We start from the raw sequence: 15,275 nt of genomic DNA, 5'->3' as shown, positions 1-15,275 counted from the left end.
TCATCGGTTCCAGTACCTGGCGGTCACACCCGCGACCTCAACATCCAACCAGACCCGGTCGGCCTCGTTCGCGTCGGGCACCTGGCAGGTGTTCGCCGACTGCGCGTTCCGCGAGTTGCGGCCGTCCTCGGTGCCGCAGCTGAAAGCGGCGGGCAGGCCGGAGTTGTCGGGGGCGGCCGCCCATGACCACGTCTTGGACGCCGCATCCCACACCCGGCTCGACAAGGCGAACGTCAGCGACGGGCTCGCGCTGGACGGCATGATCGCCGACCACGGCCCGCAGCTGCCCCAGAGCGAGCACGAACGCACCTGGAAGCGGGCGGACTCGCCGAACGGCCGGTTGAGGAGCGCGCGGAGCCAGCCCGACCCGCGGAAGTCCGTCGGCTGTCCGAGCTGCGCGCCGTTGCCGTCGACCGCGACGATCTGGAGGCGAGGCGCACCGGCGTCGACGCTCGAGATGTAGCGGTCCCACGTCTCCTCGTTCATCCACGACATGTCGCTCTGCACGCTGTTGACGGCACCCGGTGCCGGGCGCACGACGATGCCGGCGACCTCGGTGTTCACGCAGGCGGCACGGTTGAATCCCCAGACGACGAACGAGTACCGCGTCGACTCGGTCACGGTGCCGGAGAACTGCACACTCGAGGCATCCGACCCGACCTGGACGACCTCGGCGACGGAGCCGCCGCTGGCAGGAGCGAGGACCTGGCCGGGCGCGGGCGCGGTGACCGAGCAGGCCTGCGGACCGGAGGGCACGCCCGTCTGCCCGTCGGCGAGCCGCTGCACGAAGTAGCCGCCGATCGCGTCGCCGTTCCCCTCGAACGGCGACCACGAGACCGTGACGGTGCCCGCGGCCGCGTCGCCGACCACGGAGATGCCGCCTGCGATCGGCGACCCGAACGGCGTGCCGGTGCCCCCGGCCTCGGTCCAGGCCGCGAGTGCGGGGTACGCCTGGTTGCGGGCGCTGACGGTGAACGGGACCTGCGTGCCGTTCGCGATGCCCTGGGACTCGGTGGTGCACAGCGTGGGCGTGCAGGCGGCGCCCGCGTCGACCTCGCTCGAGACGCCGGCGACGTTCACGACGTAGGAGCCGACCTGGCTGCCGCCGCCCGAGTCGACCGGCGACCACTCGATCCGGAGGCGCCCGTCGAGCGGAAGCGCGCGAAGGTCCGCCGGCGGCGGCGGGATGACGTCGGACCAGATGGGACCCGGCGCCTCGACCGCATCGGAGAGGCCGATGTCGTTGCGGGCCTGGATGCGGACACGCACGGCGTTGCCCTGCCCGTTCCCCGGCGTCGGCACGGTGCAGGTCGTCGCCGCGCAGGAGGAGGTGTCGAGCACCTCGCCCCCGACGGCGTCGATCAGGGAGATCTCGTAGCCGGTGATCGGCGAGTTGTTGAAGCCGCCCGCCCCGAAGGCGACGTCGAGGGTGCGGTCGCCGAATCCGGTCACCTGCGGCTGGGTCACCGGATCCGGCCGGTCCTGTACGGAGATCGTGACGGAGCCCCAGGCGTACCTGCTGGGATCCTCGGTCGCGTCGGCCACCTGGTACTGCAGGGTCGTGTTGATGGGTTCGGCGCGCTGGTCGACGTCGACAGTGAGCGTCGACCGGTCGGCGCTCGGAACGACGCGCACGCCGGCGGGCAGGTCGTCGCCGATCCCGGTCACCCGCACGACGCGCAAGGGCGTGCCCGGGAAGGGGTTCGTACCCCGGTCGTTCGCGAGCACGTCGATGGTGGTCGTGCGGCCGCGGGCCGTGACGGCGTAGTCGGGGGCGGGTTGGGCGAGGGGGCGAGTCGAGGGCACCACGCGCAGTTCGATGCGGCCGGCCGTGCCCTCGTGCGCTTCGTCGCGCACGGCGATGGAGACGGTGGGCCTGCCCTCGGTCCGGCTCGCCTCGGCGGCCGAGATGGTGAGCTCCTGCCCGTCGAGCGACAGCGAGAACCCGTCGGGCCGCGGCTCGAGGATGCGGAAGGCCAGCTCGTCCTGGTGCTCGGGGTAGGGGTAGGTGGTGAGCTTCACGAGGTCGATGGTCTTCGACTGGCCGGGTTCGAAGTCGATCACCCCGCCGACGAACGTGGGCGGCTGGTCCTCGGTGGGCTGCACGTCGATGGGGATGACGATCGTGCCGGTGCGGCCGGCGGGATCCGTGCCGGATTCGCCATCGGTCACGGTCATCGACAGCGATGCCGGGCCGAAGTAGCCCGTCTCGCTGCGGAACCGCACCGTGTCCTCGTCGACGACGAGGTCGGTGCCGTCGCTGTGCGAGGCGCGCACGCTGGCCTCGTCGGCGATCCGCACCGGACGGCCCGACGCGGCGATGACGTAGTCGTCGAGCTCGAGGACGACCTCCGCGCCGCTTCGCACCTCCACGTCGGGCGCGTCCCGGCGCAACTGCGGCAGCGCGTCGTCGCGGCCCGGCACCCAGATGAACGCGTACGAGACGACGCTCGGATCCTCGCGGTGGCTCACGGAGAACGGGATGATCTGGCGACGGTCCTCGACGGTCACGCGGATGCTGCCGTCGCGACGCACCTGTGCACCCGAGTCGTAGCCCGATACGAGCCCGACGGTCAGGTCGGCGGCATCGCCGTCGGCGAGGAACACGTTGCGCAGCACCTCGACGTCGACGACGTCCTCGTCGAGGATGTCGCTCAGGCTCAGCACGGTGTCGGATGCCTCGGGGCGTGCGAGCGGAGCGTCGTCGGCGGCGATGACTCGCAGGAAGGCGGACGCGGTACCCAGCCGGTCGTTCTCGATCGTGTACCAGAAGGCCGTCTCGCCCTCGACGTCGGGCACCTCGACCCGCACCGTGTCGCCGTCGATCTCGCCCGTCGCCCCCTCGGTGTTCGGCTCGAGCTTCGTGATCTCGAGCGAGCCCCCGTCGGGATCGGAGTCGTTGTCGAGCACGCGCACCGAGATGGTGCGCCCGGGGCGCACGGTGACCTCGTCCGCCACCGCGATCGGCAGCCGGGCGCCGTCGAACTTGGGGGCGATGCCGACCCGGATGGAGCCGATGGCGCGCTCCCCGAGGGCGTCGACCACGGAGTACTGGAAGGTGTCGGTTCCCGGGGAGTAGTCGCCGGCCTGGTATTCGAGCCAGTCCGCGCCGCGTGCGATGACGGCGCCGCGCTCGGGGTTCGACTCCTGGCCGAGCAGTTGCACGGAGTCGCCGTCGGGGTCGGTACCGCCGAGGGGGATGGGGATGCGGACCTTCTCGCCCGCGATCACGCGCGCGGTGATCGACGGCGGCACGGGCGCGGAGTTGGTCTCGGGGTCCGCGTCGCGGACCGAGATGCTCACGGTGGCGGTCGCGGTCTGCCCGTCGGACGCCACGATGCGGTACGTCGCCTGGAACTCGCCCGCCTCCTCTGGCGCGTAGTACCGCAGCCGGTCGCCCGCCGCGAACAGGAACCCGCCGGCGGGCTTCGCTTCGAGGTCGGGGGCGAGCGTGAACGGCATCGCATCGGGATGCTCGTCGTTGTCGAGGACGCGGATGTCGATGACGTCGCCCGTGCGCGCCGCGATGGTGTCGGGCGCGGCGACCGGGGGCTGGGCGCGGGTCGGAGGCGGCACCTCGACGAGCGTCACCTGGCCGTCGGCTTCGGCGAGCCCGTTGCTCACTCGGTATCCGACGGTCGTGGACCCGGTCGCCAGCGGCCGGTCGAGGGTGATGCGCAGGATCCGATGGTCGACGACCTCGACGCGCACCCCCTCGTCGCCGGCATCGTCGGTGATGCCCGTGACGATGAGCACGCCGCCCGTCGGATCGATGTCGGTCGCGAGCACGTCGACGTCGACCGGCTGCTTGACGCGCAGGAACGCCGTGTGCGGCACGGTGATGGGCGTCGTGTCGCGGTCGGGCGGCGCCGAGACGTCGACCCGGACCAGGCCCGTGGCCGTCTGCGTGCCGTCGGTCACCGAGTACTCGAGGTAGTGGGTGCGCACGTCGGCGCTCGTGAAGCGGAAGCTGCCCCCGTCGAAGTCGGGCACGACCTGCACGTCGGGCTTGGCCGGCACCGCGCTCAGTCGGTAGGTCCCCGATCCGCCCCGCACGTGCCGGAGCGGATCGATCTTGATCTCCTCGCCGGCCGTGGCGAGCTCCACGAACGGCTCGGCGATGAGCGGGACGTCGCCTGGTGCGCGCACCGAGACCGTGAGGACGCCGCTGCCGGTGTCGCGGCCGTCGGAGACCGCGAGCCCAACGGTGCGGGCGGCTCCGGCGCCGCCGGCCTCGTCGAAGACGACGATGCCCTCCGCGGTCGACGACAGGCGATCGGGCGCGTCCACCGCGGCGGACTCGAGGAAGAACGGGTCGCCGTCGGGGTCGATCCAGTCGCCCAGCACCGCGGTGGTCACGCGGCCGCCGGCCTCGACCGAGGCGTGGTTCTCGCGCTGCTGCTTCGGCGGCGAGTTCTCCTCGGGGTCGCGCACCGTCACGGCCACCACCGCGTGCGCCGTTCCGCCACGGCCGTCGCCGACGGTGTAGCCGAAGGACATGCTGCCGGATGCCGCCGGATCGAGCGTCAGCTGCAGCTGCTGGTTGTTCGACACCGGGTCGAGGCGTGCACCGGGCGGCATCTCGCCGTCGACGGCGTCGACGACGAGGACGTCGCCGTTCGCGTCGTAGTCGTTCAGGAGCACGGGCAGCAGCGTGGAGCGGCCGGGACGGGCGCCGAGCTCGTCGTCGACGGCGATCGGCGGAACCTGCGTCTTCTCGACGGTCGGCTCGGTCTCGGGATCGTTCTGCTCGATCGTCTCCTCGTCGTGCTGGGTCTCGAGGAGCTCGTCCCAGTTGTCGATGAGCGCGTAGCCGTCGGCGGCGGTCCAGGTCCGTCCGGACTTGCGATCGTTCAGGACGAGCGTGGTGCCGTTCACCGCGAAGGCCAGCGCGCTGCCCGGGGCGGCACCGTCGAGCCGGGTGAGGTCGCCGGGATCGTCCGGCGCGCACGAGCGCCAGGCATCTCGGCCCCAGGCCGCGTGGAGGCAACCGTCGTGCATGACCGGCGCGGCGGGCGCACCGTTCACGCCCTCGCGGACGACCCGGGGCTCGCCGCCGTCGAGGCCGACGCTGATGACGCCGCCCCGGAACGCGATGGCGACCGAATCGCCGGTGAGCGCCGGAACCTGGAGCACCGGGTCGTCGGTGGCGCCGAGCACCCCCGAGAGGTCGACCTCGCGCCCGTCGAGGAGGAGGCGCCGCGAATCGGCGTCGAGCACGACCCACCGCTCGCCGATGGACGTGATCTGCACCTCGGGATCGCCGTCGAGCGGGCGCGCCTGCCAACGCTCGGCGACCGTCTCCTCATCGGCGGCGTCGACGCGCGCGACGTCACCCGTCGAGGGCGTGTAGGCGAACAGCACCCCCGCGGGGTCGACCGAGGTCACGGCGCCCGCTCCGAACGTCAGGGAGGGTTCGGCGTCGCTGTCGAAGTCCGCGAACCCGGAGGCCGGCACGGACCACACCGCACCGCCCGACGCGACGACGACCCGGTCGCCGGCGAGCGCGAGGGTCGTCTCGTCGGGGGGCACCGCGACGGACTTCGTGATCTTCGACGTGGTGGGGTCGACGATGCCGACGCTCGCGCGGTCTTGGTCGAGGACGAGCACCGTCGCGCCCTGCTGGAGGATGTCGGACGTGGATCCACCGGTCTCGACGACCGAGTTGAGCTCCAGGATGGCGGTGTTGGCCCGGCCGACCGACTGGTCTTCGTCGTTCACGACCCAGACCGAGGCGTCGCCGAGGTCCATCCGCTGCGCCGCGTACCCGCCCGAGGCCACGGCGACGACGGCCACCACGGCGACGACGGCGGTGACCGCCCCGACCGTGGCGAGGGCCGACCGGTGGCGTCCGAGCTGCGGGACCCGCATCATCCGACGCCCTCCTCGACGTCGACGCAGCGCTCCGCGCTCGGCGCACCGGACTTGCCGTCGCGGGTGACGGTGACGGTCGCGCACACGCGGTCGCCGTCTGCCACGGTCACCACGTAGCTCGCGTCCCGCTGCATGGGGGACGCGACGCCGTCGACGGCGACCACGTACGCGTCACCGCCCTCGATGCCGGGGTCGTCCCAGGTGAAGGTCACCGTGGTGCCCGCGGCGGTGCCGTGCACGTCGGTGACGACGGGGATGCCGCGTGCCCCCTGCACCGCGGCGAAGACGCCGGCGCCGACGAGCACGACGATGAGCGCCGCGGCGATCGAGATTCCCCAGACGACCCGCTTCGTGGTCGGCGGTGCGGTGCGTGCGCGGCCGGTCGTGTCGTCGTGCGACCGGGTGTCCGTCCTCAGGATGGTGCCCGGGCCGCGCGGGGCCGAGCGGCGAGTGCGGCGACGGGAGCCCTTCGCGTCGGCGACGGCGTGCTGCCCGCCGATGCGGGTGCGCTCGTCGAGGTCGACGGCCGTGGCGAGCGCCCAGTCGTCCATGGCGACCTCCAGCGGCGTCTGCAGCAGCCCGAGCCCCTCCTCGACCGCCTGCAGGTCCCTGATGAACTCGAGCGCGCTGGCCTGGCGGTCCTGCGGCCGCTTCGACATCGCCCGTGCGAGCACGCGTTCGAGGCTGCGCGGCACGTCGACGCGACCCGTCGGCGCGGGCTTGGCCTTCTCGATGCGCCCCATGAGGGCGGCGGTGCCGTTGTCGCCGCCCGGCACCTCGAACGGGCTCCGACCGGCGATGAGCGAGTAGACGGTCGCGCCGAGCGACCAGACCTCGCTCGCGACGGTGCCCGACACGTCGTCGTGCAGCACCTCGGGCGCCGACCACGGAATGGAGAGGCCCACCGCGTCGCTGGTCTCCGCCTCGCCGAGGGTCGACGCGATGCCGAAGTCCGACAGCACGGGATGTCCGTAGGCCGTTGTGAGGATGTTCGAGGGCTTGATGTCGCGGTGCAGCACGCCCTGGCGGTGCGCGGTCTCGACGGCGCTCGCGATGCGCACGCCGATGGAGAGCACCTCGGCGAGCGGCAGTTGCACGGCCCGGTACCGCTGGCCGAGGGTCGACGAGCAGTACTCCATGACGAGGTAGGGCCGTCCGTCGGCGGCGACGCTCGCCTGGTAGACGGTGAGGATCGACGGGTGCGACGACAGCTGCGCCATGAGGTTCGCCTCGGCCTGGAACATCTGCCTGAGCTCGTCGTTGACGACCTCCGCGAGGAGCACCTTGACGGCGACGAGGCGTCGCGGCATGTTCTGCTCGTAGAGGAAGACGTCGGCGAATCCGCCGGATCCGAGCACCCTGATGAACGCGAACCCGGGCAGGTTCGGCGGGGTGGACGGCAGGCGCCTCGTCACGTTCCTCCCAGCGTCGGGTGCGTCGGCGCTCGGAGGTCCGGCGGGCGCCCGGTGCCCCCATTGTAGATTGGCCGCGGATGCCGCACCTGAGGTTGTGCAGAAGGCCGCGGGCCCGCGGCATCCGTCAGTCGAGGTCGCTGTCGTCGCCGCGACCGCGCCACACCGCACCGGCCGGTCGCACGACCTTCAGCACGTCGACCACGACGACGGTGACGTTGTCGCGGCCGCCGTTGCCGAGCGCGGCCTCGACGAGCTGTCGCGCGGCCTTCTCGGGCTTCTGGTTCGCGACGAGGAAGTGGCGGATGCCGTAGGCGGTCAGCTCCTTGGTCAGCCCGTCGGAGCAGATCAGGAGGCGCATGCCCTCCTCCACGGCGATCGCGCGGTAGTCGGGAATCGGCGCCTCGTGGAACCCGACGGCCCGCGTGATGACGTTCGAATGCGGGTGGGTGTCGGCCTCCTCGCGCGTGATCTGGCCGGCGTCGACGAGTTCCTGCACGATCGAGTGGTCGACGGTGAGCTGCTCGAGCACGCCGCCGACGAGGCGATAGACGCGGGAGTCGCCGATGTTGAAGACGATCCACGCCGGCTCGTCGGAGATGGCCCCGAGGGCCGCGCCGGTCACCGTGGTGCCGCTGCCCTCATCGGTGACGCCGGCGCCCCGGCCCATGTCCTGCACGGCGAGACGAAGGGCCGAGTCGATCTCGGGCGTGCCCATCGTGAGGCGCCCGCCGTGCTCGGCCAGGCGGGTCACGACCGCGGCGCTCGCGAAGTCGCCGGCGGCATGGCCGCCCATGCCGTCGGCCACCGCGAAGATGGGCGCCTGCGCCACGAAGCTGTCCTCGTTGACCTCGCGTCGCAGGCCGGTGTCGGTCACGGCGGCCCACGCGATCGTCACCTCGGTGCCGTCGGGCAGCGTGATGCGGTGCTTGGCGTTTCCGTTGCCGATCTGCGTCACGGCGCTGCCTGCTGTCTGCTCGGTTCGCTCGAGGGGGGAACGACGGGGGCTGGGAGGATCTCGACGATCGTATCGTCTCCGAGGTCGAGTCGCGTGCCCGGTGCCACGACGATCGATTCGCCGGCGCGCAGGCGACGCGTGCCCGACCTGCCGTGCACGGTGGTGCCGTTCGTCGACCGCAGGTCGGTCGCGACGACGCGGGTGCCCTCCACCCGGAGCTCGAGGTGCGTGGCCGAGACCGCACCGCGCGGGGAGGAGACGGTCACGAGCTCCGGCGGGGCTCCGGCCGCGGGAATGCGCGGCGCCAGCGGGCGGCGCCCGATGAGCACCGGGCCGGCGATGGGATGCGGCCGGCCGTCGCCGATCCGGAACGCCGGGATGGCCAGGGTCGGCGGTGGTGGCGCGGGTGCCGTGGGTATCCCCTCGGCGACGAACGGCACGGTCGACGTCCGCTGGGGCGCATCCACCGCCGACGACGGTTGCGACTCGGTGACGGGCGCACCCGCCGCGTGTCCGGAGGGGACCGGGCTGCCGGCACCGGATGACCGGCGTGGAGTGAGGATCGTGTCGGCCGAGTCCAGGGGCGTACCGGGCTCAGCGTCGGCGTTCGGCCCGGCCGCGCCGGCGACGGGCCGTGCGCGGCCCATGAGGATGGTGTCGGCATCGGCGGCGGATGCCCGGGGTCGCCGGGGCGCGGCGGGCGAGTTCCACTCGAGGGCCGAGGCGCGCAGGCTGGCGCGCGCGTGCGCCACCACGTCGTTCGTCTCGCCGAGGTGATCGAGCGGCGCATCCGCCCCGACGATGCGGATCGCGATCACGGCGTCGAAGTCGGCGAGGTGCCAGGGACGGATGTCGCGCGCGTCGAACCGCCTCGTGCCGCCGGGCGACGTGAGGTCGACGACGGCGTCGCCGCGCACGACGGCCGTCACCTCGGCGGGCGAGTCGCCCGGCCACCAGACGATGCCGAAGGACTCCACCGCGTCGGCGCCGCCGAGCGGGACCAGGCCGACGAGGGCCTCGATGGTCACCGTCTCGTCGGCAGCTGCCGCCGCCAGGGCCGTGGTCGCCGCGTCGGGCGCCGGCGCGGCGATCGCGGCGATGAAGCGGTCGCCGACGACGATGTCCCATGCGGGCGCGCCCGGCACCGCCGCGCTCGTGACGGATCCGACCACCATGTGGACCAGTCTGGCATCGTGCGCCACGACACGTCCCCGAAGGACTCATCCCGTGGGATCCACCACATAGGAGATGGCATTGTATGGAATCAGTTGCGAACCGCGCTGGTTTCGACGGAATCGCTTGCCAGCGGCATCCGTCGCTGACATGATCGACGCATGACGAACTCCGCGCGTTCGGCGCAGCTGCGGCCGGTGCACCTCGACGACGTCTCCAAGGCGATCATCGAGCAGCTCCAGGCCGACGGCCGGCGGTCGTACGCCGACATCGGCAAGGCGGTCGGCCTGTCGGAGGCCGCGGTCCGTCAGCGCGTGCAGCGGCTCACCGAATCGGGCGTCATGCAGATCGTCGCCGTGACCGATCCGATGCAGTTGGGCTTCACCCGGCAGGCCATGATCGGCATCCGCGCCGGCGGCGACACCCGAGAACTCGCCGAGCAGCTCGCCGAGATCCCCGAGCTCGACTACGTCGTGCTCACGGCCGGCAGCTTCGACCTGCTCGCCGAGGTGGTCTGCGAGAACGACGAGGAACTCATCAACCTGCTGAACTCGCGCATCCGCAACCTGCCCGGCGTGCAGAGCACCGAGACCTTCGTATACCTGAAGCTGCAGAAGCAGTTCTACAACTGGGGCACCCGCTGAGCGGGCGACCCGAACCAGGAGGACAGCCATGACCACCCTCGACTCACCGACGAGCCTCGACGTGCGCTACGACAACGCGGACCTGCAGCAGAAGGCCAAGGACCACCTCTGGATGCACTTCTCCCGGCAGTCCACGATGGCGACGTCGGGAGTGCCGATCATCACCCGCGGCGAGGGCCATCACATCTTCGATGTGGAGGGCCGCAAGTACTTCGACGGCCTCTCGGGCCTCTTCGTCGTGAACGCCGGCCACGGACGCCGGCGCCTCGCCGAGGTCGCCGCCAAGCAGGCCGAGCAGCTCGCGTTCTTCCCGATCTGGTCGTACGCGCATCCCTCGGCGATCGAGCTCGCCGACCGGCTGGCGGACTACGCACCCGGGGACCTCAACCGCGTCTTCTTCTCGACGGGCGGCGGCGAGGCGGTCGAGACGGCGTTCAAGCTGGCGAAGTACTACTGGAAGCTGAAGGGCCAGCCCACCAAGCACAAGGTGATCTCGCGCGCCGTGGCCTACCACGGCACACCCCAGGGAGCGCTCGCGATCACCGGCATCCCCGCCATGAAGGCGATGTTCGAACCGCTCACGCCGGGCGGGTTCCGGGTGCCGAACACGAACTTCTACCGGGCTGCAGAGGTTGGCGCGCCGTCCGAGGACCTCGAGGCGTTCGGCGTCTGGGCCGCGAACCGGATCGAGGAGATGATCCTCTTCGAGGGTCCCGAGACGGTGGCGGCGGTCTTCCTCGAGCCGGTGCAGAACTCCGGCGGATGCTTCCCGCCGCCGCCCGGATACTTCCAGCGCGTGCGCGAGATCTGCGACCAGTACGATGTGCTGCTCGTCTCCGACGAGGTGATCTGCGCATTCGGTCGCATCGGGCACATGTTCGCCTGTGATGCCTACGGCTACGTGCCCGACATGATCACGTGCGCCAAGGGCATGACGTCGGGGTACTCCCCCATCGGCGCGACGATCGTCTCGGAGAAGATCTACGAGCCCTTCGCCACCGGGACGACCTCGTTCTACCACGGCTACACCTTCGGCGGTCATCCCGTGTCGGCCGCCGTCGCCCTCGAGAACCTCGACATCTTCGAGGAGGAGGGGCTGAACGAGCGCGTGCGCGAGAACTCCCCCCTGTTCCGTGCCGAGCTCGAGAAGCTCCTCGACCTGCCGATCGTGGGCGACGTGCGCGGCGACGGGTACTTCTTCGGCATCGAGCTCGTGAAGGACAAGGCCACTCGCGAGACCTTCGACGACGACGAATCCGAGCGGCTGCTGCGCGGGTTCCTCTCGAAGGCCCTGTTCGACGCCGGCCTGTACTGCCGGGCCGACGACCGCGGAGACCCCGTGATCCAGCTCGCGCCGCCGCTCACCATCGGCGTGCCCGAGTTCCAGGAGATCGAGCAGATCCTGCGAGGGGTGCTCACCGAAGCCTCGAACCGGCTCTGATGGCGTCGCTCCGTCGCGCGACGGACGGCAGCGAGGCGACGTATCGGCAGGCGAGCTTCTGGCTCGACGATGTCGTCCTCTCGGGCACGGACGACCTGGCTCCCCGGGCCGCCCTGACGTCGGATGCCTCGTTCGACGTCTGCATCGTCGGCGGAGGGCTGACGGCCTTGTGGACGGCGTACGCACTCGCGAAGGCGGAACCCCGGCTGCGGATCGCCGTCCTCGAGCGCGAGATCGCCGGCTACGGCGCGTCGGGCCGGAACGGCGGATGGTGCTCGGCGCTGTTCCCCCGCTCGGCAGCGTCCCTGGAACGCGAGCACGGGTTCGATGCGGCCGTCGCCATGCGGCGCGCGATGATCGACACCGTCGAGGAAGTCGGTCGCGTCACCCGAGCCGAGGGCATCGAGTGCGACTACGAACGTGGCGGCACGGTGGTCTTCGCGCGGAACGACGTGCAGCGGGCAGCCGCCATCGCCGACGTCGGCGAGGCACGTCGGTTCGGTGTCGATCGCCTCGAGTACTGGGACGACGCGGCGGTCTCGGGGCGCTTCGGCGCCTCGGGAATCGACGGGGCCTCCCCGAGCGCCGGGTTCGATCCCGCGTGCGCACGGCTGCACCCGGCGAAGCTGGTGCGAGGGCTCGCCCGCGTGGTCGAGGCGCTCGGCGTCGCGATCTTCGAGCGGACGGAGGTGCTCGATTGGGCCGCCGGGAAGGTGCGATTCCATGCCGTCGACTCGGGTGCGCACGGGACCGTCTCGGCGCGCCGGGTCATCATCGCCCTCGAGGGCTACGGCTCGCAACTGCCGCGCGTTCGGCGGCGCATCCTCCCGATCTACTCGCTGATGATCGCGACCGAACCACTCCCCGACGAGGTCTGGAGCGAGATCGGGATCGCGCACGGCCAGACGTTCAGCGACTACCGGCACCTCCTGATCTACGGTCAGCGCACGGCCGACAATCGATTCGCGTTCGGTGGTCGTGGCGCCCGGTATCACTGGGGAAGCGCGGTAGATCCGGCGTACGAGCGGGTCGACGACGTCTTCTCGCACCTGCACCGTGCCCTGCGCGAGCTCTTCCCGGCGTTGGGCGACGCGCGGATCACGCACCGCTGGGGTGGTCCGCTCGGCATCGCGAGGGACTGGCACGCGACCGCGAGCTACAACCCGAGGACGGGGGTCGGCTTCGCGGGCGGATACGTGGGCGATGGGCTCTCGACGACCAATCTGGCGGGCCGCACGCTCGCCGACCTCGTGCTCGAGCGCTCCACCGCGCTGACCGCCCTCCCGTGGGCGAACCACCGTTCGCCCCTGTGGGAGCCGGAGCCGCTCCGCTTCGCGGGCGCGAACCTCGGCGTGCTCGGCATGCAACTCGCCGACGTCGAGGAACGGGTGACGAAGCGGCCATCCGTCGCCGCGCGGCTGCTGGGTCCGCTCACCGGCCACTGACATCCGACCCGGGTCGGGAGAATGCCCACTCGGGGAGCGCGCCACTGCCGATGAACGACGCGAGCAGCCCCGCCATCGAGAGGTCGGGTTCCGCCGAGATCGCCTGCTCGAGCAGCGCTCCGGCCGCCGATCCCATGCCGAGTGCCCACGCCAGCCAGGCCGCAACGCACAGCGGCGGCCCGCGGTGGCCGTCGGGCGCATGAGCTGCGGCGCACCGCACCACATCGAGTGCCCGGCGCACCCGGTCGGCATCGGGCCTGATGGAAGTCTGCCCGAGCAGGAGCCGCGCGAGCAGGTCGGAGACCGTCTCGCCAGGGTCGTCGGCGTGCCGCCGACGGACGACCTGGTCGACGGTCTCTCCCGTGCGCTCCGCCACCGCGGCGGTCTCGAAGGCGTCGTCCAGGGCCGTCTCGCCGACCACCGGCCCGAATCCGAACTGCAGCATCATCGCATCGCGGATGCCCGGTCGCCGCGCCAGGTGGAGGAACCACGCGATGCGGCGTTCGGGCTGATCGCCGGGCTCGCCCTCGAGCAGGGCCTCGACGAGCTCCAGCGGGTCCGCCTCGGCGCCGAGTTCGGCGAGCGCCGCATCGCCTCGCTCGAGGTCGTCGAATCGGGCGAGGTGCTCGGCGATCGCGCGGGAGGTGGCGTCGTCGGGCGTCGGCAGGCGACTGGAGTCGGCCACGCCGCCGATCGAGCGGGCGTCGCCCGGAACCCGGCTCAGTGCGCTGCTCTCGTCGATCATCGCGACCGGATGCCCGTTGGCGGGCGTCGCGGGATCGAGAAGCGACCCCCAGGCGTCGGCGCCGTGGCAGAGGGCGTCCCGCACCACGAATCCGGCCTGCTCGATGCGCCGGACCAGCAGCGACAGGAGCGCGCGTTCGGGGAACCGGCGGGTCGCGCCGAAGGTCGCGTCGGTGTACGCGATCGGCACGACGGCATCGACGCCCGGCATCCGACAGAGCGTGCCGATGATGGCGCTGACGACCGCCTGCCGCTCGGCCGCGCGCCGAGGGAGGTCGTGACGGAGGACGCCGGCCGAGCGCGTGCCGCGGAAGGCCACGCAGACGATCGAGCGTTCGGGGATGAACCCGGCAAGGGTGGGCACGATGGCCAGCAGGTCGTGGGCACCGGTGGCACGGATGATGGTGGTCATGCGGTGAGCATGGCGCCCGCGGCATCCCTCGCACCCCGGCGCCACTTCCGTATCGGTGGCCCTCAGCAGGGCGAGGCCTGGGGAGGAGGACTCAACCCGCGGCGAAGATCCGGGAGACCTCGTCGAGATCGGCGTCGGTCGGCCGCCAGGCGACACCGGCGGCCGCGTTCTGCCGGATCTGCTCTGGCCGCGTGGTGCCGGCGATCACGCTCGTGAGCGACGGCTGAGCGAGCAGCCATCCGAACGTGGCCTCGAGCATGCTGATGCCGCGTGCGTCGGCGAAGTCGCGGTATCGGTCGAGCACGTCCCATGGCGCGTCGTCGACGAGGTGACGGCGCTGACGCATGATGCGGGTGTCGGCGGGCTGGTCGTCGCGCCGGAACTTTCCGGTGAGCAGGCCGTTCTGCAGGGGGAAGTACGGCAGGAAGCCGAGCCCCAGGTGCCGGACGGCCGGGAGGACCTCGGCCTCGACGCCCCGCGCCAGCAGGTTGTACTCGTTCTGCGCGGAGATGAAGCGTGCGGCGCCCAGCTCGCGCGCGACGTATTCCGCCTCCGCGATCTGCCAGCCGCTCAGGTTGGAGTGGCCGAGGTAGCGCACCTTGCCGGCGCGCACGAGGTCATCGAGTGCCGCGATGGTCTCGTCGATCGGCGTCGCAGGGTCGGGCGTGTGCAGCTGGTACAGGTCGATCCAGTCGGTCTGCAACCGCCGGAGCGACCCCTCGACGGCGAGGCGGATGTAGCGGCGCGAGCCCCGTGCTCCCCACGCCGGGAGGGGCGACGGCAGGCTCGAGTGCCCGAACTTCGTCGCGATGACGACCTCGTCGCGGCGCCCGCGCAGCGCCCAACCCAGGAGGGTTTCGCCGAGTCCGTACTCGCGGCCGTAGATGTCGGCGGTGTCGATGAGGTTGACGCCGACGTCGAGCGCCGCGGCCACCACGGCGTCCGTGCCCTCCTGGCCTTCCGTGGCGGTGCCCACCCGACCGAAGTTGTTGCCGCCGAGCCCCACGGTCGAGACGCGGAGGCCCGACCGGCCGAGGGAGCGGTACTCGAGATCCGTCATCGCTCCAGCCTATTCGCGCACGGTCCTCGGCTCTCGACTCGTCCTCCCCAGCCGACCCGGTCGGGCGCGATCCGCGATGTCCGATTCCCGCGAGTCGATGTCGGATGCCGCG

At 71.8% G+C, this 15,275-nt stretch carries 9 protein-coding genes; 3 read left to right on the top strand and 6 right to left on the bottom strand.

Features of this window, described 5'->3' with window-relative positions; genetic code table 11:
- The 4 genes from AC1DZA_RS04995 to AC1DZA_RS04980 form a co-directional block, all read right to left on the bottom strand.
- On the bottom strand, positions 1-5,874 hold the full coding sequence (locus AC1DZA_RS04995; protein ID WP_476771932.1) for an Ig-like domain-containing protein: 5,874 nt from the start codon (positions 5,872-5,874) through the stop codon (positions 1-3).
- The gene (locus AC1DZA_RS04990) at positions 5,871-7,289 is read right to left on the bottom strand and encodes a serine/threonine-protein kinase (protein ID WP_476771931.1); all 1,419 of its coding nucleotides are present in this window, start codon (positions 7,287-7,289) and stop codon (positions 5,871-5,873) included. Before AC1DZA_RS04990 ends, AC1DZA_RS04995 begins: the two co-directional genes overlap by 4 nt.
- Before the next feature lie 124 nt (positions 7,290-7,413).
- A complete protein-coding gene (locus AC1DZA_RS04985; RefSeq protein WP_309972963.1) occupies positions 7,414-8,244 on the bottom strand; it encodes a PP2C family protein-serine/threonine phosphatase in 831 nt (276 codons plus the stop codon).
- Complete coding sequence (locus tag AC1DZA_RS04980) at positions 8,241-9,419, bottom strand: FHA domain-containing protein (protein WP_476771930.1); 1,179 nt, start codon at positions 9,417-9,419, stop codon at positions 8,241-8,243. The genes AC1DZA_RS04985 and AC1DZA_RS04980 overlap by 4 nt, the downstream gene beginning before the upstream one ends.
- Before the next feature lie 159 nt (positions 9,420-9,578).
- On the opposite strand from AC1DZA_RS04980, the gene AC1DZA_RS04975 reads away from it, so the two are divergent.
- From AC1DZA_RS04975 to AC1DZA_RS04965, 3 genes are read left to right on the top strand one after another with little or no spacing between them, the layout of a single operon-like run.
- The gene (locus AC1DZA_RS04975) at positions 9,579-10,061 is read left to right on the top strand and encodes an Lrp/AsnC family transcriptional regulator (RefSeq protein WP_476761125.1); all 483 of its coding nucleotides are present in this window, start codon (positions 9,579-9,581) and stop codon (positions 10,059-10,061) included.
- A 28-nt stretch (positions 10,062-10,089) separates the two neighbouring features.
- The gene (locus tag AC1DZA_RS04970; protein WP_476761126.1) at positions 10,090-11,502 is read left to right on the top strand and encodes an aspartate aminotransferase family protein; all 1,413 of its coding nucleotides are present in this window, start codon (positions 10,090-10,092) and stop codon (positions 11,500-11,502) included.
- Positions 11,502-12,947, top strand: a complete 1,446-nt coding sequence (locus tag AC1DZA_RS04965; protein WP_476771929.1) for an NAD(P)/FAD-dependent oxidoreductase — start codon at positions 11,502-11,504, stop codon at positions 12,945-12,947. Before AC1DZA_RS04970 ends, AC1DZA_RS04965 begins: the two co-directional genes overlap by 1 nt.
- Here the strand turns inward: AC1DZA_RS04965 and AC1DZA_RS04960 are convergent.
- Positions 12,934-14,103, bottom strand: coding sequence for a DUF4192 family protein (locus AC1DZA_RS04960; RefSeq protein ID WP_476771928.1), 1,170 nt, complete (start codon positions 14,101-14,103; stop codon positions 12,934-12,936). The genes AC1DZA_RS04965 and AC1DZA_RS04960 overlap by 14 nt on opposite strands.
- A gap of 91 nt (positions 14,104-14,194) precedes the next feature.
- Positions 14,195-15,163 (bottom strand): aldo/keto reductase, encoded by a 969-nt coding sequence (locus AC1DZA_RS04955; protein ID WP_476771927.1) that lies wholly within the window; start codon positions 15,161-15,163, stop codon positions 14,195-14,197.
- Positions 15,164-15,275 lie beyond the last annotated feature (112 nt).

It is taken from the genome of Agromyces sp. P2_B3 (genome assembly GCF_056404815.1).
This window is presented reverse-complemented; position numbering and strand designations above follow the sequence as displayed.